The 26,284-nt window shown below is 33.4% G+C and carries 19 protein-coding genes; 5 read left to right on the plus strand and 14 right to left on the minus strand.

The window, feature by feature from the left end; all coding sequences use genetic code 11:
• The first annotated feature begins 249 nt into the window (after positions 1 to 249).
• On the plus strand, positions 250 to 489 hold the full coding sequence (locus tag KZH69_RS13850) for a hypothetical protein (protein WP_219318070.1): 240 nt from the start codon (positions 250 to 252) through the stop codon (positions 487 to 489).
• Between the two features lie 528 nt (positions 490 to 1,017).
• Here the strand turns inward: KZH69_RS13850 and KZH69_RS13855 are convergent.
• From KZH69_RS13855 to KZH69_RS13905, 12 genes are all read right to left on the minus strand, one after another.
• Positions 1,018 to 1,356 carry a hypothetical protein gene (locus tag KZH69_RS13855; RefSeq protein ID WP_219318071.1) on the minus strand — a complete coding sequence of 113 codons (339 nt, stop codon included), beginning with the start codon at positions 1,354 to 1,356 and terminating at the stop codon, positions 1,018 to 1,020.
• A gap of 566 nt (positions 1,357 to 1,922) precedes the next feature.
• Positions 1,923 to 2,045 (minus strand): hypothetical protein, encoded by a 123-nt coding sequence (locus tag KZH69_RS20540; RefSeq protein ID WP_255557984.1) that lies wholly within the window; start codon positions 2,043 to 2,045, stop codon positions 1,923 to 1,925.
• A gap of 90 nt (positions 2,046 to 2,135) precedes the next feature.
• Positions 2,136 to 2,570 (minus strand): DUF6526 family protein, encoded by a 435-nt coding sequence (locus KZH69_RS13860; RefSeq protein ID WP_219318072.1) that lies wholly within the window; start codon positions 2,568 to 2,570, stop codon positions 2,136 to 2,138.
• Positions 2,571 to 2,607: 37 nt separating this feature from the next.
• The gene (locus KZH69_RS13865) at positions 2,608 to 2,793 is read right to left on the minus strand and encodes a Thivi_2564 family membrane protein (RefSeq protein WP_111408810.1); all 186 of its coding nucleotides are present in this window, start codon (positions 2,791 to 2,793) and stop codon (positions 2,608 to 2,610) included.
• Positions 2,794 to 3,042: 249 nt separating this feature from the next.
• Entirely contained in the window at positions 3,043 to 4,149 is a 1,107-nt protein-coding gene (locus KZH69_RS13870) for an NADH:flavin oxidoreductase (protein WP_219318073.1), read from the minus strand.
• Between the two features lie 254 nt (positions 4,150 to 4,403).
• Positions 4,404 to 5,822 carry a TolC family protein gene (locus KZH69_RS13875; RefSeq protein WP_219318074.1) on the minus strand — a complete coding sequence of 473 codons (1,419 nt, stop codon included), beginning with the start codon at positions 5,820 to 5,822 and terminating at the stop codon, positions 4,404 to 4,406.
• A gap of 64 nt (positions 5,823 to 5,886) precedes the next feature.
• Positions 5,887 to 9,111 carry an efflux RND transporter permease subunit gene (locus KZH69_RS13880; protein ID WP_255557987.1) on the minus strand — a complete coding sequence of 1,075 codons (3,225 nt, stop codon included), beginning with the start codon at positions 9,109 to 9,111 and terminating at the stop codon, positions 5,887 to 5,889.
• A 9-nt stretch (positions 9,112 to 9,120) separates the two neighbouring features.
• A complete protein-coding gene (locus KZH69_RS13885; RefSeq protein WP_439649465.1) occupies positions 9,121 to 10,329 on the minus strand; it encodes an efflux RND transporter periplasmic adaptor subunit in 1,209 nt (402 codons plus the stop codon).
• A gap of 149 nt (positions 10,330 to 10,478) precedes the next feature.
• Positions 10,479 to 11,057, minus strand: a complete 579-nt coding sequence (locus KZH69_RS13890) for a TetR/AcrR family transcriptional regulator (RefSeq protein ID WP_219318075.1) — start codon at positions 11,055 to 11,057, stop codon at positions 10,479 to 10,481.
• Positions 11,058 to 11,515: 458 nt separating this feature from the next.
• Positions 11,516 to 13,237, minus strand: a complete 1,722-nt coding sequence (locus KZH69_RS13895) for a DUF2326 domain-containing protein (protein WP_219318076.1) — start codon at positions 13,235 to 13,237, stop codon at positions 11,516 to 11,518.
• Entirely contained in the window at positions 13,224 to 13,475 is a 252-nt protein-coding gene (locus KZH69_RS13900; RefSeq protein ID WP_219318077.1) for an ABC-three component system middle component 6, read from the minus strand. Before KZH69_RS13900 ends, KZH69_RS13895 begins: the two co-directional genes overlap by 14 nt.
• A 3-nt stretch (positions 13,476 to 13,478) precedes the next feature.
• On the minus strand, positions 13,479 to 14,408 hold the full coding sequence (locus tag KZH69_RS13905) for an ABC-three component system protein (RefSeq protein ID WP_219318078.1): 930 nt from the start codon (positions 14,406 to 14,408) through the stop codon (positions 13,479 to 13,481).
• Positions 14,409 to 15,072: 664 nt separating this feature from the next.
• Here KZH69_RS13905 and KZH69_RS13910 point away from each other — a divergent pair.
• From KZH69_RS13910 to KZH69_RS13920, 3 genes are all read left to right on the plus strand, one after another.
• The gene (locus KZH69_RS13910; protein ID WP_219318079.1) at positions 15,073 to 15,435 is read left to right on the plus strand and encodes a BlaI/MecI/CopY family transcriptional regulator; all 363 of its coding nucleotides are present in this window, start codon (positions 15,073 to 15,075) and stop codon (positions 15,433 to 15,435) included.
• Positions 15,432 to 17,603 carry a M56 family metallopeptidase gene (locus tag KZH69_RS13915; RefSeq protein WP_219318080.1) on the plus strand — a complete coding sequence of 724 codons (2,172 nt, stop codon included), beginning with the start codon at positions 15,432 to 15,434 and terminating at the stop codon, positions 17,601 to 17,603. The genes KZH69_RS13910 and KZH69_RS13915 overlap by 4 nt, the downstream gene beginning before the upstream one ends.
• Positions 17,604 to 17,806: 203 nt before the next feature.
• A complete protein-coding gene (locus tag KZH69_RS13920; RefSeq protein WP_219318081.1) occupies positions 17,807 to 18,685 on the plus strand; it encodes an esterase-like activity of phytase family protein in 879 nt (292 codons plus the stop codon).
• On the opposite strand, the gene KZH69_RS13925 is transcribed toward KZH69_RS13920, so the two are convergent.
• Positions 18,668 to 22,336 (minus strand): metallophosphoesterase, encoded by a 3,669-nt coding sequence (locus KZH69_RS13925; protein ID WP_255557993.1) that lies wholly within the window; start codon positions 22,334 to 22,336, stop codon positions 18,668 to 18,670. The two genes, KZH69_RS13920 and KZH69_RS13925, sit on opposite strands and share 18 nt — an antisense overlap.
• 386 nt (positions 22,337 to 22,722) lie before the next feature.
• Here KZH69_RS13925 and KZH69_RS13930 point away from each other — a divergent pair, with 386 nt between their 5' ends.
• Positions 22,723 to 23,895 (plus strand): Pycsar system effector family protein, encoded by a 1,173-nt coding sequence (locus tag KZH69_RS13930; RefSeq protein WP_219318083.1) that lies wholly within the window; start codon positions 22,723 to 22,725, stop codon positions 23,893 to 23,895.
• Here KZH69_RS13930 and KZH69_RS13935 read toward each other — a convergent pair.
• A complete protein-coding gene (locus tag KZH69_RS13935) occupies positions 23,892 to 26,261 on the minus strand; it encodes a GAF domain-containing protein (protein ID WP_219318084.1) in 2,370 nt (789 codons plus the stop codon). The genes KZH69_RS13930 and KZH69_RS13935 overlap by 4 nt on opposite strands.
• Positions 26,262 to 26,284 lie beyond the last annotated feature (23 nt).

Raw genomic sequence — 26,284 nt, forward strand, 5'->3', positions numbered from 1 at the left:
ATAGGTTAGTTTTATTTGAAAGGTTGCAAAGTTTTTTTTAAATGAAAGGGAGTTATTGTTTGTTTGTATATTTCAGGTATAAAATGGACTGGAAAATATAAGTATGCCAAAATCAGATAAAACCCATCAAATGTCAATTTATTCAAAAGCGGAACAAATATTTAAGTTTGCCAAAGACTTGATACAAATTATCGCGAAAGAAACAAATTTCTGGAGGAAACAACTGTTCGGTTTATGGTGGAAGATGCAATGATTATCCCAGGAAAGATAGTGGGTACTGAAGCAAGTGATTTGCATGCTTTACGTATCGAAAACGCTGTGATTATTCGAAAAGAAGCACGCGGTTTGTACGTTCATACAGTGAGTTTGCGTTTTGAAGAAAGTACCACGGACAAAGATTATATTCTGTTATTGCGAAACGAGATCGATGAATTTCGTTTGTTGCTGATCGATTGGGCTGCAAGTTTTGATGAATTTAATTATATTTAAGTTACTGGGGTTTATTCAATCCGCCAAGAGTAAATGCCCACGTTAAAGACCCTGATGAACACATTCCTTTCAATACTGATGATTTTTTTTTAAAATTTTGATGAGAATGTGAATGTTTATTTTTTTGGTTTTGAATTAAATTTGGATAGAAATTACTGTTGAATTACTTCCCGATATCGGAATTTATAGCCCGATTTTTAATCGAGTTTGCATATTTTTAGGCACAAATCTGAACAAAATATCACAAATAAAAACAAACCTTTATTCATTATTTCAATTGAAAGATAACTTTTGTTAGTCTGTGATTTTTTTTAAGAATACATTAACCCAATGTTTTAAGCAAATTGATAAAAAACAATTAACAGCAAATAGCTAAAATATATTTTATAGATTTTCTTGGGAATAGATTGTAGGTCATTTATTTAAGATTTAAACGAATTGACAAATTAATATTTCTTTCATGGTCTAAAATTAGAGTTTTGTTTTTAATGATAACTCCACGCTAAGTCTTTATATCCAAAAGGGTGGTTATAAAATTTCACGAACGGTGATTTGATTCTCGTTTTTCATCTTCCATAATTCTCCTGAAACTTTTAGTTTTTCGCCTACTTTCGCATTCTTGTATTGAGTTGGATTATTAAGGTTAGCATGGCTTATGGTAACAAAATAAATTTCTTCAGTATTGGTTTTTAATTTTGCTGTATATCCGTCTTTGCCTTGATTTATTTCAAGGACATCCCCTTCAATAGTTTTAATTGTTTTTTTAATTTCACTTTGGTTAAATGGTGTACTGCTATTATAAGTGTTTTTATTTTCGGCACAACCGAGCATTACTAGTAAAACGGGGATAATTAGATTTTTTTTCATTTTATGGTAATTGATTTTTGTAAACTTATAAAATAGTTGTGTATAAAATTTGAAATTAAAAGGGAAATTCATTTTTGGATAAAAATAAATTCGATGTTCTTTCTCATTTAAAATTAGCATAGATCATTAGGGGATAAAATCCTTCAACTAATGAATGCTAAAGATTATTGTTGTCCGAAATCTATTATTTTGTTCAGGCTGACTGTTCAATGTTGAGTATTTAAATTTGTATCGTTTATAGGGAAATAAATAAGGAAAAGTACACTGTCGGTTTGTCCAGTGAAGAGTTTTAAATGGTCTGCGATTTAAACACTTTGAATTTTCCAAAAGAACATTTACTGAAATTCAGATTTAATACTTGATGAGAATGAAGCAAATAACAAATCCAGGGATAACTATGTTTAAAATTTTTTGCTCATTGGTAATATAAATTTATAAGTTTTTAAAATTAGATTTATCGACAGGAGGTTCAACAAAACTAGTGCAAAAAAACATAAATAAAACAGAAAGAAATCCTTAAAATTTCTCTCTGTTTTAACTTGTAACAATTAACTTGTCTGTAAAATTTATTTTAATATCAGTTCGACTAAAGCTTCTTTATTAAATCCTATCAATTGCTCCGTTTTTCCGGATTTTATTTTTGCCGTCGAATTTGGATTAGAAATTGAAGGTCTTCCAACGGCTCGCATACATTTTTAAGAATGTAAGCCAAGCAGATGGTATAGGCCAAGCGAAGTTGAATCCTCAGATTGTACAAGTTTGTCTGCAGTTGTTAGTATTTAAACTCTGTTGTAATCCCCTTTCCAGTTTTTAATTGCTTTTTTAATTTCAGTTCCCGAAAGATTTTCAAAAAGCGTTTTTTCAACGAGTGCTATTAATTCATCATCCGGAGCAAATCGTAAAGCAAATAACTGATCATCTTTTAATCGTTGCTCAAAATTCTCTAGTCTTTTTCCGGTAAGCGAAAAATAGCGGTATCGGAGCTCCAAGCGTACAATTCTATTTTGTAAAGTAAGTGCATAATGTTGACGCAGCATAAAAGCTAGAAAAAACAACACAATAAAAACAGCACTAATAAAAGTCCAAATCAATTTATCTTCTGAAGTGAAAATGAAATACAGACTAAAAGCCAACAACGTCATCACAACCGGATAATAAATAAAATGATGCGGTGTATAATATTGAATGTGATTTTTGAAGAATTGTTTTTTCATGCTCTTGCTTTTTTTATATTATGCTCCGAGATATACTTTACACATGTACATTCATTAGATTATCAAAAATTCCAAATACTTTAAGCAGCCAGATAATAACAAAGATTACAACGACTATGTTAAAGATATTTTTGATTTTAGAATCCATCGGGATATAAGTGTTAATGAGCCAAAGAAGGACACCAACAATAATTAATACGAGCAATACGGTAACTAATGGCATAACATTGAAGTTTTAAAGTTAAATTCAAATTTATTTCACTTTTTATTGAATCCCTTTACATAATTATTTAAAAGTGTTGTATAATTCAATTCTTAAGCAATTGTTCTGTACTATTTTTACTAATTGGAAAGCTGATTAAATGAAGAAACGCTGCCAAACCGAAGTCTTGCAACGCTCATCAAATTAAATAATTAAAAAGGGTATTATCTCGGCTGTTCAGCTGCTAATACAGCTTACTTATCTGTAAATTTATTCCAATATCAATTCGGCTAAAGCTTCTTTACTGAATCCAACAAGCTGATCCATTTTTCCGGATTTTATTTTTGCAGTCCAATTTGGGTCAGATAGTAAAGGTCTTCCAACGGCAACCAAATCAAAATCGCCTCTATCGAAACGTCTTGTCAATTCATCCAAAGAGGCAGGCTCAGAACTTTCGCCTGCAAAAGCACCAAAGAAATCTCCTGAAAGTCCAACAGAACCAACGGTAATGGTTGCAGCTCCTGTTACTTTTTTGGCCCAGCCAGCAAAATTCAAATCCGATTTTTCAAATTCAGGTTCCCAGAAACGGCGCTGTGAACAATGCAGAATATCAACTCCGGCATCCACAAGAGGCGTAAGCCAAGCGTCTAATTCCTGAGGTGTTTTTGCTAGTTTATAATTGTAATCAGAAGGTTTGAATTGAGAGAAACGCATAATCACAGCAAAATCATTTCCTACTTGTTTTCTGATTTCTTTCACCACTTCAACAGCAAAACGATTGCGTTCCTTCAATGTTTTCCCACCGTAAATATCAGTACGTAAATTGGTTTCAGCTCTAAAGAACTGGTCAATCAGATAACCGTGCGCACCGTGAATTTCGATAGTGTCAAAACCTAATCTTTTGGCATCGGCAGCTGCTTTTCCGAAGGCAATAATCGTGTCTTCAATGTCTTTTTCAGACATCGTATTTCCGTTATTAAAATCAGGACGGTTTAATCCCGATGGACCTTCAAAAGGAACTGGCGGAACCCAACCCGAATGATGATTGTCCATAATTCCCATGTGCCAGATTTGCGGTCCCATTTGACCTCCGCCTGCATGTACTTTATCAATCACTTTTTTCCATCCTTTTAATGCTTCATCGCCATAAAAGTGAGGAACATTTCCATCATTGGATGAAGACGGTCTGTCGATAACAGTTCCTTCAGATAATATTAAACCAGCTTCACCTTCCGCTCTTTTTTGATAGTAAGTAGCTACTTTATCAGTAGGAATTCCGTTTGGAGAAAAGGAGCGCGTCATTGGCGCCATTACGATTCTGTTTTTAAGATTCAGTGTCTTCAGGCTGAAGGGCGAAAATAAATTAGTTGTACTCATAACTATTTGTAATTTAGATTATTAATTTGTTTTGTGAATTAAAAATTTGAACTTTATTATTAATTTTTGGAGCAGAAATATGAGGCATTTTCAGCAAGTATTGTCCCGCTTTTCGTTACAATCTTATAAGCCGAACCCCGGCTTATAAGGATTTCCACTTCAATCGGGGCTAAAAGAGAGCATTTTGTTTTTTTAACAGCATTCAAAAAAAATCCGTGTTAATCAGTTTAATCCGTTTCATCTGTGGCCCATTATCATCTCCAGCCTCCGCCCAATGCACGGTACAATTCCGTATTGGCGGTGAGCTGTGCTCTTTTTATATCTGCCAGTTCTAGTTCGCTCTGCAGTAAATTGGCCTGCGCAGACAGTACTTCCAGATATTCTGCCATTCCGTTTTGAAATAACATTTTCGAATTCTTGATAGCCTGATGCAATGTTTTCACGCGTTCCTGAAGAAAATACTGTTGCTGGTTTAATTTTTCGACCCTTATTAAAGCATTCGATACTTCGCTAACAGCAACTAATACAGATTGTCTGAAATTTAAAACTGCTATTTCTCTTTCGGCCACAGCAATATTATATTGTGTTTTTAGTTTTTTGTTATTCAGCAAAGGCTGTGTTAAACCTCCCGCAACAGTTCCAAATAAGGAAGCAGGAATATTGAACCAATTGCTGGATTCAAACGAATTTAATCCGCCTTGAGCTGTAATTCTAAGTGCTGGATACAAATCGGCTTTTGTGATTCCAACAGTTGCATTCGCATTTTTTAAGGCCAATTCGGCACTTTTTACATCTGGTCTTCTGCTTACTAATGAAGAGGGAATTCCGATTGAAGCATTATTTTTCACTTCAATTGTACTAAGAGCAATGCTTCTTTTTTTCGAATTCGGGAAAGAACCCGTCAAAACACTCAAAGCATTTTCCTGAATCGCAATGTTTTGTTCCAACAAAGGAACCAATTGCGCCGCATTTAATTTTTGCGCTTCCGACTGCTGGATAGCTAATGAAGTTACCTGACCGGCATCAAATTTCAATTTGATGATAGTGGTGGTGCTGTCTATTAACTGCACATTTTTCTTAGCGATTTCTAATTGTGCGTCCAGCATCAAAAGGTTGTAATATCCGCTTGAAACATTGGCAACAATAGTAGTCTGCAATGCTTTTTTTACTTCTTCCGATTGAAGATAACTGGCAAAAGCGCCTTTTTTCTGGTTTTTAATTTTACCCCAAATATCCGCTTCCCACGAAAGAGAAACTCCCGTAGAAAAATCATCAATATGTTTTGCACCCAAAGCCTGATCCAGAGTTCTTCCGGTAAAACTGTTATCAGAAGGATTATTGGTATTGGCGGTTACAAATAAATTGGCCTGCGGTACATTTCCCCATTTGGATTGTGTGAATCTGTATTGTGCAATTTCTATGTTTTTAGTAGCGATCTGTAAATCGTTATTTCTGACCACGGCACTATCAATAAGCTGAATAATATCTCTTTCTGTAAAGAAATTTTTCCACTCCACATCACCAATACTTGCCGTATCTTTTGAAACCGATGCATTCCTGAAATTCTCAGGAAAGGCATCTTTTGGAGTTTCAATATCCTTAGAAACAGTACAGGATATTATTGTGGTAATCAAAATGACGATCATCACGGTTTTGGTTATATAGTTTTTCATTTTACTTTTTCGTAATTAAATTTCTGGACAGGTATCTTTTTTGGTTTCAAGATCTTTTGACACTTTATACGCTATGTATGTGAGGCTGATGATGATTGTCACCAGAATTGTTGTGATGTAATTTTCCATTTTTATTTTCGTGGTTATGAGTTACAGCTACTGGTTTTCCAGTAACTTTTTCTTGTAAATATTGGAATACGATGAATAAAACCGGGATGATTAATAACCCTAGAATTACTCCCGAAACCATTCCTCCGGCGGCACCAATACTAATAGAATGGTTACCCTGAGCCGATGGACCTGTGGCGTACATCATTGGAATTAATCCAACAACGAAAGCCATCGATGTCATTATAATTGGTCGTAAACGCAATTTGGCAGCATCTATCGAAGCTTTGACTAATGCCTGGCCTGATTTTCTTTTTTGGACCGCAAACTCTACAATCAGAATCGCATTCTTGGCGAGCAATCCGATAAGCATTACCAAGGCAACTTGAACATAAATGTTATTTTCGATTCCAGTTAATCCAATGGCTACAAATACTCCAAAGATTCCTGCTGGGATGGAGAAGATTACTGCCAAAGGCAAAATGTAACTCTCGTACTGCGCAGCAAGCAGGAAGTAAATGAATATCAGACACAGTAAGAAAATCGTAGTTGATTGTCCTCCCGAAGAAATCTCTTCGCGGGTTTGCCCTGAGAATTCATAACTGTAACCTGCAGGTAATTGCTGCTTTGCCACTTCTTCAATTGCTTTGATGGCGTCTCCAGAACTAAATCCAGGTTTCGGAATCGCATTCACCGAAATCGAATTAAACAAATTGTATCTCGAAGCGGTTTCAGAACCATAAATACGAGACAGTTTTACCAAAGTATTTATCGGAACCATTTCGCCGTTTTTATTTTTTACAAATACACGGTCAATCGCTGTGGGATCTGCTCTGTCGGCAATATCTGCCTGAACAACCACTCTGTAATATTTCCCAAATCGGTTAAAGTCTGATGCTTGTGCACTACCAAAATAAGCCTGCATTGTCTGCAGAATGTCTTTCACTTTTACGCCCAATTGATCGGCTTTCTCGTCATTAATGTCCAATTGCAGTTGAGGATAATCGGCTTTGAAACTGGTAAAAGCAACAGCTATTTCTGGGCGTTTCATCAATTCTCCAATGAATGTCTGCGAAATTCCGCTAAACTTATCCAGTTTGCCTCCGGTTTTGTCTTGCAATACTAAATCCAAAGCTTCAACATTACTAAAACCGGGTACAGTTGGGAAACTAAATACGAAGAAACTACCTTCTGAAATCGCACCTAATTTGCCACGAACCTGATTCATTATTTCATCAATATTTTTAATGCTTCCGCGTTCTTCATTTGGTTTAAGTAATACAAAAACAACTGCCGATGATGGACTTGTCGAATTCGTCAATAAGTTGAAACCTGAAATGGCAGTTACAAATCTTGAAGATTCCAAACCTCTTAAAGTATTTTCGGCTTTAGTCATTACTTTTTGAGTTCCGTCTAGAGAAGTTCCCGAAGGAGTGTTAACTGCAATTGCAATAAATCCTTGATCTTCTGTTGGAATAAATCCAGATGGAGTAGTTTTTACCATTACAATAGTTGCAATAGTTATTAATGCCAATCCTCCTAAACTAACCCATTTATTACGAATTAAGAATTTTAGCCCGCCAACATAACGGTTGGTTAACGATTCAAAACTATTGTTGAATCCGGTAAAGAATTTCTCTTTAAATCCTTTTTTTACATAAGTAGCATCTCCGTTAGCGTGATTGTCTTTCAAAAACAAAGCGGCTAGGGCAGGACTTAAAGTCAAAGCATTAACAGCTGAAATTACAATCGCAATCGCCATAGTGAAAGCAAACTGACGATAGAAAACTCCCGTTGAACCTTCCATAAAACCAACCGGCAGGAATACCGCAGCCATTACCAGCGTAATCGAAATAATCGCACCTGTAATTTCATGCATCGCTTCATGCGTTGCTACTTTTGGGGACAAATGTTTATGTTCCATTTTGGCATGGACGGCTTCGACGACGACAATTGCATCATCGACCACAATACCAATGGCCAAGATTAAAGCGAAAAGAGTTAAAAGATTTATCGAAAATCCGAATAACTGCATGAAGAAGAATGTTCCTAAAATCGCTACAGGTACAGCAATTGCAGGGATTAAAGTCGATCTGAAATCCTGTAAAAAGATGAAAACAACTATAAATACCAGTATAAAAGCTTCAAGCAAAGTATGCTCCACTTGCTCAATAGACTGATCTAGAGAAACTTTTGTGCTGTAGAAAATATTGTGTTTTATTCCGGCAGGAAAATCTTTTGAGGCTTTAACCATCAATTTGTTAATCGCAATCTGAATATCATTTGAGTTAGAACCCGCCAGTTGAATCACACCAATTACGATTCCTTTTTTACCATTCAAACGAGTCAAACTGTTGTAGGAGTAGGCGCCAAGTTCAACTCTTGCCACATCTTTTAATCGAAGTATGGAACCATCAGAATTGGAACGTATGGCAATATTTTGATAATCTTCAGGCTTGGTTAGTTTTCCTTTGTATTTAATCACATATTCGAAAACTTCGGTGCTTCTTTCTCCAAATTTACCAGGAGCAGCTTCCAAACTTTTGTCCTGAATCGCTGCCATAATTTCATTTGGCGTCACATTATGAGTGGACATTTGTGTTGGATTCAGCCAAACTCTCATGGAGTAATCTTTTACACCGCCAAAAATACTGGAAGCACCAACTCCTGGAATACGTTTGATTTCAGGAATAATATTGATCTGCGCATAATTGGCAACAAACGTTTGGTCATATTTGGATTCATCTTCGGTATACATACCGATTGCCATGATAAAACTGTTTTGCTGTTTTGCGGTGATAACTCCTTGCTGTACGACTTCGGCAGGCAATTGGCTTGTAGCCTGCGCCACTCTGTTCTGCACATTGACTGCCGCCTGATCGGCATCTGTACCCAATTTAAAGAAAACCGTAATCGCTAAAGTTCCGTCATTACTGGCAGTCGAGCTCATGTACGTCATATTCTCCACACCATTTATAGATTCTTCCAGCGATGGTGCAACAGAACGCAAAACCGTTTCTGCGTTGGCTCCCGGATAAACCGCCGTCACCAAAACCGATGGAGGCGCAATATCTGGAAACTGTTGTAATGGCAATTTCGTAAGTCCAAGTACTCCTAATATCACCAGTAAAATGGAGATAACGGTTGCCAGTACGGGTCTTTGTATAAATATTTTGAACATCTGTAGAAATTATTTTTTGTTAATGATTTGAGCAATTTTTGCTGCTGATTTCTCAGGCTGTATTAATTGTCCTTCCTGAAGTTTGTCGATACCGCTTAATACAATTTGATCACCCGATTTTACGCCGTCTTTGATGAGGTAGTTAGCACCGCTTTTGCCGATAACTGTAATAGCCATTTTGGTAACTTTGTTTTCGTTGTTTACCGTAAATACAAAAACTTTGTCCTGCATTTCTATGGTAGCCGATTGCGGTACCAAAATAGCATCGTCATGCTGTAATCCTAAACGGATTTTTCCTGTATTCCCAGAACGTAAAGTTTTGTATGGATTTGGGAATGTCGCTCTCACAGTAATTGCTCCAGTGGTTTTATCGAATTGTCCATCGACCATATCGATTTTCCCCGTTTGCGGATAAGCACTGTTATCAGCTAAGATTAAAGTCACAGGAGGCAGTTTTTTGATTTTGTCGCCAATGCTGTTTCCTGCATATTTTGATTTAAATTGGATAAAATCAGTTTCACTCAACGAAAAATATGCATACACTTCCTGAACATCTGAAAGCGTTGTTAGTGCCTCAATATCGGTTGCGGAAACTAAACTTCCTTGTTTTTTAGGCAGTCTTCCAATGTAGCCATTTACGGGAGCTGTAATATTGGTATATCCTAAATTGATTTTTGCTGAAGCTGCGATTGCTTTGGCCTGTTCGATATTGGCAGCAGCAATTTTCTGGGAAGCTTTAGCCGATTTCAGCTGATAATCAGAAACCACTTTGTTTTCAACTAATGGAGTTAGTTTGTCAACCTCAAGCTGTGCGTTGATATAAGAAGCTTCGGCAGCATGAAGACTGGCCAAAGCATTGTTTAATTGCTCACGGTAAGGGCGTTCGTTTATTTTGAATAATGTCTGTCCTTTGTTAACATAAGCGCCTTCATCGACCAAAACACGGTCTAAATTTCCGCTTACCTGCGGACGGATTTCCACATCCACAGTTCCCTGTATGGCTGCAGGATATTCAGCATCAGTTGTAGTGTTTTCAGTAGTTACTGCCATAACAGGCAGGAGGGGAGCGGGCGCAGCAACAGGTGCTTGCGATTTATCTGCACAGCTGATTATGAATACAGCTAGTAAGCTTAAGAAGGTAATTTTTTTCATGATTGGAATTGGATTAAAGTTGGTCTTGGATAATATCGTATCTGGAATAATCGTTTCAGAATTCATCGTGTTTTTTATTTAAAGGTTAGTATTTAGTATAGCGTTAATTCTGGAATAATCGTTTCAGAATCAATGCTGTAATTTAAAAATGCGTATGCTTGTTCTATATTATTATCTGAAATAAACGTTCCAGAAATTAGGTAAAAAAAAATGGGTTATTTAAATATATTTTTAATGAGGAATTCTGACATTTTTTTGATTTTTATTGGATTTCCATGAAGGATATACGATTGCTTCCATCCTGTAAAAGAAGTCGCAATGTATTCAGCCATTAACGCTGCATCTTCGGTATCATCCATTTCTTTGTCATCCATAGCTTTTTGAACTATTGTAGCCATAAATTCAATGAAAATATCATTGTTTTTACTCATCTGATTTCGGACGGTATAATCATCCGGAGCAATTTCAAAAATAGTTTTCATTCCCAGACAGCCTTTGTCACAGGATACAACCCACTCTGCCTTATCAGTAATAATCTTAACCAATGCTGCTTTGGCCGATGTTTCTTTGGCTACTTTTTCTTTTAATTCGCACATAGCATTATCAAAATAATTGCCAATGCATTTCATAAATAATTGGTGTTTGTCGCCAATGGTGTTGTACAAACTGCTTCTGTTGATCTGCATAGCATCCACCAAGTCCTGCATAGAAGTAGCATTATATCCTTTTTCCCAAAAGACATTCATTGCTTTTTCAATTTTTTCGACCTCGTTAAATTCTACACATCTAGCCATAAGACTTAAATATTATTTTGCAAATGTAAAACTATTTTTGAAACAAGCGTTTCAGAATCAATATTTTTTTCATTTTTTTCAAAAGAGTTATTTTTTGAAGAGGTTATAACCCAAGATTGGGATTCTATTTGTTGCAGAATTAGGGGAAGCTCATATGTTTGTTAACCGCGTTGTAAACGCTATGAGTTGTTTTTACAAGTTTTAAGTAGGCACTCGTTGCAAACGAGCACCAGTGGGTGATTAAGGAGCCGCATGATAATAATGTGTCAGCGACAATATGTGATATGTTATCTATTTTCTTTAAAAACTCTCGAAATACAATTCTTTATATTTGTGATGACGGTGATGAGAGCGCGGGAGCGGGTTTGCCAAATCACCCCAAATACCAAATCAACTTAAATTAATCAAAAAAAAATTGCTTGAAACCGCTGTTGTGCGATCGCCTTTTTATTTAGCTACTATTCGTAATTCAAATCTATTTGTATTCCAAGTAATTTTTCTTCAGGGGACTTATCACTTAATATAAGCTTAATTCGATCTGTAACTAATTCTTTATGTTCTTCAATTGTCATTTCACTTTTTAAACTTTCAATTACACTTTGATTTAATGAAATAATATATTGAAAATCATTAAGTTTACATTCATTATTTGCTACTTCAAACATAGTTTTAACTTGTCGAGTATCCATATCACCAGTAATTTTACTATCGTGAAATAAAAAATTTAAATTGTGGTTGTGTTTACCTTTTAGTATAGTCCAATCATAACAGAATATTTTCACTTCTTTAACAGCATTTCCAGCATCATCCTGAATTTTAGCTTTTATATCAAATCTAGTTGCATTTTTCCCTTCATTGTTTAAAATTGTTATTCCAGAATTTTTTTCAGAATAAAATTTTTCAACAAAATATTTAAAAAGAATTATATTTTCTTTTATTAAATCATCTACTTGTTCAATATATTTAGCAGTTATTATATTTTCATTTGTAAAATCTTTTTTGTTTTCTTCAACAAACAATTTATAATCTGATTCTAGTTTTTTATATTGTAATAATGAATGTAACTTCTTTTCATTATCACTTAATGCTTGATTTAGTTTAGTGTAATCATCTAATGCACCTGTTGAATTCAGATATTGCAACTTTTCATCTTCTTGACTACCAAGCACAGAAATTGTTTTACTAATCTCTAATAGTTGAAATTCAAAATCTCTTTTTTCTTGAATTAATTTTCTCTTTCTATTATCTAAAATTTGGCTATTAAATTGTTCTAATTCTGCCAATTTTTTTATTACCATTTCGCCAAGTTCAAATTTTGCATTTTCATACAATTGTATTATTTGCTCTTTTGATATGTCAGGTTGAATTTCTAAACTTTTATCAATATTAGAAATTGCTATTTGCAATTTAGAAGCTTTATTCTTTAGATTTTTCAGGTCATAAGAAATCTTATCAGCTTCTTTTCTTATTGAATTATAGTCTTCGGCAATAACAAATTCTTCAATGCTTTTTTTATATCTATTAATAAGTGTTTCAAGCTCAACAATCTTAATTTCTAAATCTTTTTTATTCTCTGTTCCAAAAATTGCTTTAAATTCTGGATTGTTTAATTGTGCTTTTAGTTTACTTATATTTAACTCTTTCTCTCTTAAATCAGCTTTTTTTAGAATTAAATCTGTGTCTAGACCTAATAAAAATGCATTGTTTAAAAGTGTAGCTAATGGATTTTCTTTTTTAATATATCTATCGTTTGAAATATAACCGTCCTCTCCATATCTAATAAAACGAGGTATTAAACTTCTAAAAGTAACATATTTTGTATTTTCTTTTATTCGAAAAAGTTTTTCTTCTAAAATTTTATTAAATTCTTTTAAGGTATATTTTTCACCATTTAACTCAATTTCTTTTTGATTGATTGTTGAACGAACTGAAGTAAACTCTTCACTTCCAATTTTAAAATCAAGAGTGAATATCCAATCTTCTAATTTTAAAAATTCTTTATTAGAATTTGAACCCAAGCAAAAATGTATTAATGCAATAGTAAGTGACTTACCAACACTATTATATGTTTTTTTTTGGTCTTCCGTTTCTTTTATAGCAGCAATAACCGTTATACCATTTGGATTAAATGTAACAGTATGAAAAGATTTTTTATTTGCTCTTAATTCAATTAACCGCATTGTGAATTTTTCCGTTATTGTCTATGAATATTGCTCCAATAAGATAAAGATAGTTTAAAGCTAGAATAACATTATCAAAATTGTGATATGCAGGAAATCCTTTTTTAGAATTATTTATTTCAGAATATTTGAACCAAATATCATCAACTGTTTTAGGTTCATTAATGAAACTTAATAATATACCGCCTAAACCAAGTAATGATTCTGAAAATCTAATATGTTTTGAAGGTAAAATCATAAATTAATTGTTAGTTGGTGTTTCAAAGATATCACAATATTCAAAATAATAAGCCATAAGTACAAAGATAGCATCTTGAGTGTTATGTTTGTCATTCGGACTTGATTTTTCAACAATATAAAGAAAAATCTCGTCATTTTTAGTTTCGCTTTCAGGAATTAATTCTTTTGCTTCTTCATATAAAGTAGTAAATATCTCTCTTAAATCTTCCTTAATAAATCTACTATTTAATTGAAAAAAATCATTTATAGCATAATTCTGTCTTTGTGCAATATTTAGAATTTCACTTATAACATCACTCAATGAATTAAAAATAATTTTATTATCAAAGTTAGGATTTGATGGTATTTTCTCTAATATATTTCTCGATTTTCGTTCTTTTAAATGATTTACTACTTCATTCATTATATCATATTCAAAATTTGAAATATTATCAGGATTTGGAATCATACCTCCTAAAATATATTCCATTTCTTCTAAATTAAACTCCATAAAAATATCTTCTAAATCTTTACAGGTTTTAACTTCACATTTAATTTGATGTTTTTTTGCAATTGCTTTTGCATTTGTATATATTAGAGCGTAAACATTTCGATAATTATCTTTTACTACATAATTAAATTGTTTAACATCAAATCCTTTTTCTTTCCAAAAATCTAGTAATCCAATAATAGAGGCGTCCATTTTTGAAAGTAATGTAGCTTCATTTCCTGTTAAATCTTCTGGAGCATACACTTGATAATATTCCCCAGTTTTTACATTAAAACCATCACACTTACCATCTCCAAGACTTCCTTGTGGTTTAATTTGCTTGAAGTCAGAATCTTGATTTTGCATTATTTTTGTAAACAAATCTTCGTATGATTGCTTGTCTGCTTCATAAAATTTGTTTTTTAATATGATTCTACCAAGATATTTTTCTTCCCTTGTCATTTCTGTTTTTGATAATTATAATTGCAAATTAAGTAAAAAGCCTCAAACATATGTTACTTTTTCTACTCATATTAAGGTGTAAACAACTTATATACCAGCGATAAAATCTAATTTGGGCTGACTTTGTGCTGTAATTCTGCTGATGTTTATTTAGCTAATATAAGGAAATTTTTTATAAATTATCAGAAGAACTTTATTAACATTTGATGAAATAATAAAACATTATTAAATCACAAAAGGCCTAGCCTTGATATGAGCGGTATCCTTTTTATCCGTTTTTTTGCGGATGAAAAGATACAAGCGAATAGCAGGAATTAGCTCCTAAAAAAAAGTGCCATAAAACCTAAGTCTTACAGCACTTTTCAACCAAATTATAAACTATTCTTTTATATCGTCACCTTCTTTAATTTCTTCGCAGGCAATTTTCACCAGTTTATCATTTGAATTCAAATCGCCGAATATTTCAATTATATCATCGATTTCTTTTTCTTTTTTAACATCGATTCGAGTGGCTTTGTGGTTTAAGACTTCTAATTTAAAAGCTTATTATTTGACTTTATTATTAAGGAATTAGTATCTCCACTAAATAATTAGTTAAAATATTAATCAATTAGTTTTGATACTAATTAATTAGTAGTTATATTTGTCGAAATATTTTTATACTATGATAAAACTAGCTAAACGAGAAGAACAGATCATGCAGGTCTTTTGGGATTTGAACAAAGCCTTTATTAGAGATATAATTCCATTGCTGCCGGACCCGAAACCGCATTACAACAGTGTGGCAACAATTGTGAAGATACTTGAAGAAAAAGGGTTCTTGAATCATGAAACGACTGGGAATATGCATTGTTTTTTCCCAGTTATCAGCAGAGAAGAGTATCAGCAATTTGCGCTGAAGGATGTCGTGAGCCAGTATTTTGATAATTCATATCCCCGAATGCTTGCTTTTTTTGCCAAAGAGCAAAAGCTTACCGAAAAGGAGTTGGATGAAATTGTAAACATCATTAAAAAAGATAAAGTATGATACCGTATATTTTGTACACAGCGCTAATTCTTTCTGCTTGTCTTTTGTTTTATAAAATGCTTTTACAGAAAGAAACGTTCTTCCACTTGAACAGATTTGTCTTGCTTGGCTGTATGATTTTGGCTTTTATATTGCCGCTGCTTCCTATTCCGCAGCAATTGTCCTTACGAAAAGTTGCAGTAGAAAAGCACGTTCCTTTGGCAAAAACGGCTGTTGGCAAAAGTCAGGATATTGTGCTAAAAGAACCTCCAGTGCAGGAAGTTATTGTCGAACAGGCCACACAGACCTTTGATGCGGACTTGTTACTGCAATGGCTGGTTTATTTGTATTGGTTTGGTGTGCTGCTATTTGGTCTTAACTTTTTAATGCAGGCTTGTGTGTTGCTGTACAGAGCGTATTCATTATCGGCAATTCAGGATGGGAAATTCCGCATTGTCGAAATCACTGGTGACAAAGCTCCTTGTTCATTTGCCAACAATATTTTTATCAATCCCGAAAAATACGAGTGGGAAACATACAATCAGATTTTGCTGCATGAAAAAATTCATATTGAGCAAAAACATACTGTTGATTTATTGCTTGCCGAAGCCGTTATTATTTTTCAGTGGTTTAATCCTTTTGCCTGGCAATGGCGAAAAGCATTGGAGAGTAATCTTGAATTTTTGACTGATAACGAAATGCTGCAACAAGACACTGTTGAAAAAGAGAGTTATCAGTTTAGCCTGCTCAAAGTGGCGGCGCCCCATTTTCCGTTGAGTCTTACAACTAACTATAATCAATCATTAATCAAAAAACGAATCATTATGATGAATTCAAAAAAATCAAGCGTGCACACCACATGGAAATATTTTTTCCTGTTGCCTTTGTTGGTTTTGCTTGTCTGCCTTTTTAATCAGCCGGTAGCGCAAGGTCAAAACCCAAATTTAAATGAAGTGCCTAAGGAGCAATCAAACATTCAAAGCGGTATGGAAACAGAAGGCAGCTGGTTTGCTGTTATCAAAGGGAATACTGTCAATATTCAATTTAGAAACGGTGACGATAATAATTCTTCAACTACTTTTCAGCTAAGTGAATTGAAAGGACTGACAAAGGACATGAAAGGCGAATTTACCTTGACACGCGAAGCGGGAACCATCAATTTTGAAGGAAAATTTGAAGGTAACAACGGAATGGGAACTTATAAATTTACTGCTGACAAGAATTTCAGTGCATCAATGGCTAAAGAAGGAGTTGCAGTTGCAGATGAAAGTGATCTTATGGCTTTCTTTATGGTAAACGTGAAAGTTTCGTATTTAAAAATGCTGAAGAAAAACGGATACAAGAATGTTGATAAAGATCAATTGATTCCGTTGGCTGCATTAGGTGCGAATGAGGAATATATTACTTCTATTAAACAAGCTGATATTCCCGATTTTGACTTGGATGATTTGATTCCTTTTAAATCAATGAACATAGATAAAGCCTTTATTGACGAAATACGCCAAGCTGGATATAAAAACATTACTGCTGATAATATTATTGCATTAAAATCTCAAGGTGTTAATGGTAAATTTATTACTGATTTTCACAATTCGACTAATGGCAATGACGATGATGAAACGGGGGATAATATCATTGCATTAAAATCAATGAATATCGATAAGGAATTTATAGATTCTTTTAAAGCTTTAGGGTATAAGGATCTTTCGAATGATGATCTTATATCTTTGAAATCTTTAAATATTACGCCAAATTACATCAGTGAGTTTGAAAAGTTAGGCTATAAAAACATCAATATAGATGATCTTATATCTTTGAAGTCATTAAATATTACTTCAAAATATATTAGTGATTATGAAAAGTTAGGTTATAAAAACATCAATATAGATGATCTTATAACTTTGAAGTCATTAAATATTACTTCAAAATACATTAGTGATTTTGAAAAAGCAGGTTTCAATACCATCAAAATTGATGATTTAGTTGACCTGAAGTCACAAAATATAACTTCTGATTTAATTAAAGAATACAAAAATCTAGGGTTTAATGACGTGAATATTGACGATGTTGTAGGAGCAAAATCGATGGGAGTTTCGCCTTCCTTTATTAAATCCATGAAACAAAAGGGACACAACTTTAAAACCCTTGAAAAGTATATGGAATTGAAAGCTGTTGTTGGTGTCAATTAACAACAAACAGTTAATTTCGTTACCTATAAAACTGTTAATACAGTTTTAAAACAAAGAAACAATCAAATTGTAAGACTAAAATAAGCAGAAGCCCAAACCGAAAGGAATGGGCTTTTTTATTTCAAAAAATTATGATTGATTATCATTCTCTCAATTGAAATGGTAAGCTATTATGAGTTATTTTTGTGACTATACATGAAACTATGAAAAATTGTGTCTCTTTTGTAATTGTTTTTATATTAATTGCTTGCCAGCATGGTTCTGAAGCACTTACTAAACTGTATAGCTTACCCAAAAAACTAAAAGAAGTTTCGGGAATTGTTTTTACAGAAAAAGGTAATTTATTTTGGACATTGGAAGATAGCGGGAATGCCAATAAAATCTATGGGTTGAATGCCAATAATGGAGATGTTGAGAAAGCTATAACTATCGAAAACACCTTAAATATAGATTGGGAAGACATCACCAAAGATGCGGCGGGAAATTTGTACATTGGTGATTTTGGTAATAATGATAATGTTCGAAAAGATTTGTGCATTTATAAAATAAATAAAAATTCCTTGAATCAGGAAAATGCCATTCCGGCTTATAAAATTTCGTTTTCGTATCCCGAACAAAAAGAATTTCCGCCCAAGAAAACTAAATTGTTCTTTGATGTAGAAGGTTTTTTTGAGATCAAAAACAATTTTTATCTCTTTACTAAAAACCGAAGCAAAGGATTTGATGGTACTGTTTTAGTATATAAAGTTCCAAATAAAGGTGGTTTTCATCAAGCGGTTTTAATGGGGAAATTAAAAACCTGCGATAATTATAATCATTGCGCTTTAACAAGTGCAACGATTAGCCCAGATGCATCCAAAGTGGTTCTTTTGACTCATGATAAAATTGTAATATTGGAGAATTTTAAAGGAGATAATTTTCTAAAAGGAACACAAACGGCATTTAAATTAGATCATTTTTCGCAAAAAGAAGCGATTTGTTTCAAAAATAATGAAACCTTGATTATTGCTGATGAAAAGACCAATAAAATTGGAGGGAATGTTTATCAAGTGAATCTTAATGCATTAAAATCCATACCCTAAACCAAAAGTAACTCTGGCTCGATCATCGGTACCTTTGAAATAGGTAATTCGGCCTGTAATTACATTGAGTCCATTGAGCCATATTCCCCCACCAACGGATTGGTGCCATTTATGGGAGTCCTCGCCATCTAGCCAAACTCTTCCATAATCATAACCTCCTAAAATTCCGTACGACATCGGTATAATACTCTTTTTAATTTTTCCGATGTTCCAGCGTAAGTCTGTGCTTTGATAGAAAGACGATTTTCCCAAGAAACGTTCGTTTCTGAAACCTCTCAAATCATAATCACCGCCTAAAGTTGCTCCTTGATAGAACTCGAAATTATTATTGAAAAGTACTTTTGATTTAAGTATAGTGGCTAAAACAAGCTGTCCTTTTGAATCAATTTTATGATTGAAATTTATCTTTGCGTCTAATGTTGGAAAGTTGGTTTGTGTATGATTCACATTCATTTTCCAACTGACCGCCACCGAAAATCCAAATCCCATTGTCGGTAGGGATGGAACATCATAATTCTCAAAACTATATTTGATGGCGGCTCCCACATACTGTTGGTTATCAAAAACATTTGGGTTTACAGCTCCTGGAATGTTAATGTAACGACCAGTAGTTTCTTCGACTTTTATCTTTTCAAAAGTGGTGGCGAGATTAATTTCGCTTCCATATCTTCCTACTTTTTTAATTGAAGGCGCGGCTTTTAGCGTTCTCAGGCGAACGCGATTGTAATCCATTCCATAAAAATCATCATTATTTACGGTTTCATTTCCATAGCCAAAATAATTAATGGTAAAGTTTGGGCTCGTAAATTTTGATTCCAAATCGAAATCCCATTTGCCTATTGTTCTTGGAAAATAACCGTTATAAGTAAATTCATAACCGCTGGTAGCAAATAAATAATTGGCTCTTAAAACGTGCCTTTGAGTATATGGATATTGATTGAATTTGTTTACTGTGTAGGTTGCCACGATGCCTAGTTTCACGCCATCATCCGGATTGTAGCCACCAAAAGGGAATCCCGCGAAAGCATTGTATTTTACTTTTTCATAGTTGTATAAATTAGGCTCGTAATCATCCGTCAAAAAGGTTTTGGTTTTAGAGTCCAAAGTGTAATTGTTCGGTTTGGATTTAAAATCATAGATCTTTATCTTTTTTCCGTTTTCAACGGTATAGCTGTCATTATTTTGCCCACCTATTAACCGAATTTTTATATCCGATTTAGCGTCTCCTTTTACTTCAAATACATCATCGTCATCTAAACCGTAAATCCAAATATTTTTGGTTTTATCTGCAGTGAAATTTTTGGTGTAAAGCAATTCATCACCTTCTTTTTTTAGTCTGTACACCGCTATTTCAGTGTTATTTTTTGAAGTGTGGGTTATTGTAAATTTATCTTTTTTGTCTGTTCCAACAATCAATACCGTTTTTTGCAGTACTCTGTAATATTCTTTGGCGTACTGATGTAGTTTCGTTTTCCTTATTTTTAGTTTGTGTTTAATGTCTTCAATCGTTTCGTCCTGAACTTCTTTGGGCAAATTAGTAAAAGCACCATCAATGTCAGCATCCGAAAGATGTTCTTGAATGTATTTGGCCTGTGCTATCCATTCTTTTTCATCAGTTGTTTTTAATAAGGCAATATCTTGTGGATAGGGTTCACGGTTTAGCCATTTTACGTTGCGAATATCTTCTTTAAAAGTTTGTTGATGGCGTAGGGCCGGCATATTCATTAATAACGATAACAGAGCTCCATCATATTTGGTAAAGGCTTGATCTCGATCTCTCGGAATGGGTTTGTACACTATTTTTTCATCTTTTTTGTATTCGCCCCAGCGCCATTGATCACTGTGTCTGTCCCAATCACCAATAAGCATATCAAATAATCGGGCTTTGATATATTCGGGTTCATCAATGGTGTATTTTTCATCTTTGTGCAAATTTTTCATGACATCATCAGTGCTGATAATATCCAATGGTTTTCCAAGACTTTTTGTGTTTTTTTGATTGCCGGATAATTGTTCTTCCACCAGGTAGAGTTCATCACCAAAATTATAATTGAAGCCTTTTAGAATTGTTTCTTTTGGAATGTAATATAAAAGAGGATTCGTATGTGCTACGCCAATTTTGTCGGCTAGATTTCCAACAGCCAACGGGGTGTAAGGGTGGGAAGTGGTATAAAAATCAAACAAAAAACCTTCGGCATAAGTATCATCAAATTGATTAAGAACAAATTGATCTTTAAAAACCACTGATTGCAGAAAACGGGAGGTGCTTTTTTTGAGGGCACGCATCACATATTCTTTACCATTGGAATCAACCAGTCGCAATGATTTTGATTGGTGTCCGCCGCCTTCTCTTGTAGGTTTGACTCCACCAAAAAGGGTATCCAAAGTAGTCGTTTTGGCTTCAATGGGCAAACTATAATATTTTCGATAATGTAACCCAAAAAGGAATTTGTGAAAGATGCTTTTTCGAGTCATCTCATTAGAATAAATCGAGGTCGTAGTTGTTGCGGCAAATTTTATGGGCAAATTTTTTGGTGCAACGGTATCCCGAACTTTTATAATGGTTTGCTCCAAAAGTAGTTTTTCTTGTTGGTTTTCATTGCCATAAAAGGATACTTTGGTTTCTACGTTTTTATATAATGTCAATGTTGCATAGCCATTTCCTCCGTATGAAAAATCATTTGGATTCACAGCCTTGGCAGCTTCTGATTTTGAACCAGCACCGCTAATGATTTGTCTAATATTGTTTTTACTTAGGTATTGTAAATTATGGTCATGACCCGAAACTACGATGACATTTCTTTGATTTTGCAAAAGCGTTTTCACCCGTTTTGTAAAATTGAGATACACTTTATTTTGAATATCCTGCGGATAGATACCCGATGTTTTTCGGGTCAAATTGAATAGAGAACCAATAACGGGCAATGGAATTTTTTGTTCGAAGGGGAAGAGTTCTTTTTCGGCAGAAAATTGTCCACCGCTGGTTCCATTGCTCATTAGAGGATGATGAAGTGCTAGTATTATTGTTTTATCTTGATTTTTATTTAAAATACTTGCCAGTTCGTCAAAAAAATCTTCACGGGTTTTAATACTGCAATTATCATTTATAGTTGGGTATTTGTCCCAATCTTCCAGAAACCATTGACTGTCGATAGCAATTAAAGTTATGTTTTTGTCAATTTTTAATTCTTCTAGGCCACAATTTTTTTGAGGCAGAAAAGCTTTTTTATCATTGAGATAATCGGTTACAAATTTTGCCTGACGTTCTAAACCTGCAGTTCCGTTGTTCCAATCATGATTTCCTGGGATGAAAATGGTTTTTCCTTTGAAATTTTTGGATAATTCTAACTGTTTTGTAAGTTTGTTTTGAGCCTCTGCATATTCTTCTGGGATTACACCACTCGGAAATCCGTTAGGATAAATATTGTCGCCAAGAAACAATAGCGTACTTTTTTTATTTGAATTTTCTAACTTTTTTCGAAGTAATGAAAATGTTTCCAGAGCTTTGTCTTTGTTAGGGTTTCCTGCATCCCCAACTAAGAAAAACGTATGGGAAATCCTTGCGGTATCCGATGTATTTTGTGTAATCTCATTTTCTATGTTTTTACCATATTGGGAGTGGTGTGTAGCACAAGATTGAAGAAGCAGCATTAAAAAAATGAAGCTGAAATTTATTGAACAATTTTTTGAAAACAATCTCATAATTTTATATTTAATATTATTTTGATTATCCAGTAACCAAAAACAAGTATGCTCTTAATTAGATAGTTTCAAGAATCATACCTTTTTTATTAAGGCTTAACAGTAAGCTTATTGAGTATTTTATTATTTTAAATTTAGCGAAATGTCGAGTTTTTTAATCATTTTTCAACGAAATTAAGAAAATGTATTTAAAGGTAATTGATTAATTGATGTTACTTTTAAATAAAAACCTTAAAAGGTAAAAAAACAAAAATTACATAAATTTTTGTTTATTCTCCGGTATAAAATGAATTTCAAAAAACAATTTCATAATTTAGACCTATAAAAACTTTTTTATGACTCTCGTAAATCAAGTTCAGGATTTTGTATCCAATTTACTGGAAAGTAAACTTTCCGGTGTTTATACGTACCATAATTTGAACCATACAACAGGCGTAGTTAGCGCAGTGAACAGATTGTGTGATGAAGAAAAAATTTCTCTTTCTGACAAAGAAATTTTACTGATATCGGCTTGGTTTCATGATACAGGATATACAAATGGTTGCACAAAGCATGAAGATTCTAGTACAGAAATTGCAACTCATTTTTTAAAGGAAAAAGGAAAATCCGAGGAGTTTATTGCTAATGTTTCTAGCTTGATTAAAGCAACAGCCAAAGAATATGTTCCTGAAACTCTTTTGGAAAAAATAATAAAAGATGCCGATTATTATCATGTTCTGAATGATGATTACATTTTTGAATGTGAAGGTTTGAGAAAAGAATGGGAAAATGTAGAAGGAAAATCATTCACTGATATAGAATGGGCCGCAGAAAATGAGTATTTTTTGTCAAAGGTTCACCAGTTTTATAGTCCCTATGCGATGGAACATTGGCAGCCTTTAAAAGAAAAAAACATAAAACGACTTCAAAAAAAAATAAAAAAAATGAATAAAGAATTTTCAAAAGGGGATAAAAGAAAAGAGAAAGAAGAAAAACCGGATCGTGGTATAGATACTTTGTTTCGGGTTACTTTAGGAAATCATACCCGTTTGAGTGGCATTGCCGATAGTAAGGCCAATATTTTACTCTCGGTAAACGCAATTATTATTTCAATAGCGCTATCTACATTGATTCCAAAACTGGATAGCCCAAAAAATGTGCATTTAGTTATCCCTACTTTTATCATGCTGATGTCTAGTGTAATCACTATTATTTTCGCCATCCTTTCGACAAGGCCAAAAGTAACCAAAGGGGTTTTTACAAAAAAAGATATTGAAGATAAGAAAGTGAATCTTCTGTTCTTTGGTAATTTTTACAAAATGCCTTTGGAGGATTATAAATGGGCAATGAACGAAATGATGAAAGACCGGGAATATTTGTATAATTCCATGATTAAAGATTTGTATTATTTGGGAATTGTTTTGGAGAAAAAATACAGATTATTACGAATTGCCTATAATATTTTTATGATTGGAATTGTACTTTCCGTAATCGCTTTTGTATTGGCTTTCAAAACAATTGATGGTTAATTTTGCTCATTCAATAAATCCTGATAGGTATTGTTTTGGGTATAACTTTCCAGATTATTATTGATGACTTTTACCCTAAAGGCTCTTAATCCCGACACACCTTGTAGATCTTCAACTTCAAATTGTTCAATATTAGATTCCAATAGGTTTTTGTATTGCAGGTATTTGATGTATTTCAAATATTCATTTTCTTCAGCATTGTGAGAATAGACAATCGTGATTTTTTCTTTTTGGGTGATTCGCTCTTTGGTTCCTTTTATATTGGCTTTATCAATCCTTTTTTTGACTACTTCATAACGAGCATTATAAGTTCCGTCTACATCAAAACGTTTTTCATCCATTCTAAATCGGATAGAAATGGGAGAACTAAATACTAAAATCAAAGAAGTAACATCCAATTCATACGGTAAAGTTGCTTTTAGTTGGTGGTGTTCTATTTCCATTTCGCACAAAGTTTGCAGTTGCCACAATCTTAAATTATGTAAATACAGATTGTCAAATGGTTTTGTAGGAGCAATTGATGCGCCAATATAAAGGTTGTGTTCTACACCATCGGTTTTAAAACGTTCGTAATAATGCGGATAGATCAGTTGGGCTTCAATTTGTTTTTTATCTAGGACTGCCGCAAGTTTTTTATTAATAGTAGACATTGTAGTATCAAATTTTTTCCTCGCTTGATAGAACATTCCAGTTTTTTCGTCCAAGCTTTCAAAATAGTTTTGTCTTACCATTTCACTTTCAATATCCATTTTGGTATTTCTTAGGATTGGATGAATTTCAGTTTCAATATAATTCTGAATTTGTTGTTCTGTATCTGCTTTTAATGGTGATTCTAGCTCTCGATCAAAAGATTGCAATTCGAATATTCGTTGTTCCAATAAAACGAGACTTTCATTTGATTTTTGGTTTTCGAAGAGCTGTATCAGCGTTGTTAATTGGTTTTTTAAATCCTCTTTAACCGTTTGATTTCGATGTTCGGATGAGCCTTTGATATCAATTTGTCCATAAAGAGGATAAACTTCCTTGAATATGATTTCTTTGAAAATATAATCTTTATTTGGACTGTTCGTTTGGTAATATTTGAGAGCTTCTCGCCTAAATTTCCAGTATACACTTGAATGGATGGCCGTATATTCTCTTTGAATAATCGCTTCAATCTGGTTTTGCATATCGGTTTTATAACGTTCTAATGTATCTATGAGATACGATAAAATCAAATCTAGATTTGTTGCATTAATAGTGTTGAGTTCCTTTGGTTTTGAAGAAACCAATTCTATAATACCAAGTATGCTATCGTCTTTTATTACTGGTGCAAAAATGCAGCTCTGTATATTTTGCTGTAGTAAATGTTGTGTAAGTCTCGCATTTCCGGGGATTTTCGAAAATTGTTCAATATCAGAGATTATTATCGGTTTTTTTTCTGCTAAAAGAGCTTCAAGAGAACAGCCATAAATGGTGTTTTTACAATCCATTTCCTCTAATCCATTTAAGATGAAACTTTTCACCTCTTTCTCCTCATGAGGTGGGTTTGTGAATTTTTCTTCTTCCTCATTGTATATGATAAAACCAATTCTTAAATCAGCAATTTTAAAAATAGATCTAAAAATGGATTCAAAACTCAGATTTAATTTATTTTGCGATGATTCTGATTTTAGGAGATTGCTTTTTAAGTTCGATATCGCATTTTCTCTTGTAACATCAATAAGACTTATTATTCCAAAACCTTTTAAAATCCAGCTTTCATTAGGGAATTTTTCTTTCCATAAATTGATGTTGTCATAGTTATTCATCAAAATATCAATATCATCTTGAGAAAGTACAGGTGCATTTTGGGTTGGAATAATTTCGATAAAATCGGCATTATACAAAATGCGGTAATGGTTCATAATACCATTTACGCTGGGAATATCATAAAATAAAGGTCTGTTGAAGTCAAAATGCTGACCATAATATGCGTTTAAAATTAATATACAATTAAAGATGTAAAATTGATCTTCCTCAAAATCACGTATTTCCATGTCAAATGTCATTCCTGCACTTTGAAGAATTTTTTTAAATCTTTCGCTATAATTAAAAGTTACATTCTGAAACGGAATGCTAATCGCTTTAATCTCGTTGTGTGTTAATGCAGTTGGAAAGAGATCGGCAAGTAAATTATGTATTAACGCTTCGTGTTGTTTAATGAAGTTTAAATCTTCAATTCCATCTCTGAATTCAGGGAAAAGTTCTATTTCTTTCAGTAAGGCTTTGGCATAATTGGAGCGATAATCTACATTGGTAGAAGCTATTTCCTCTAAGTTTTCAATCAATTTATGAAATGAAATTAAGGTTTTGAATGGACTCTCTGTAAATAAATTATTGTTCATAATTGGTCTGTAAATGGGACAGT

The sequence above is a fragment of the Flavobacterium taihuense genome, assembly GCF_019351435.1.
Lineage (GTDB): Bacteria > Bacteroidota > Bacteroidia > Flavobacteriales > Flavobacteriaceae > Flavobacterium > Flavobacterium taihuense.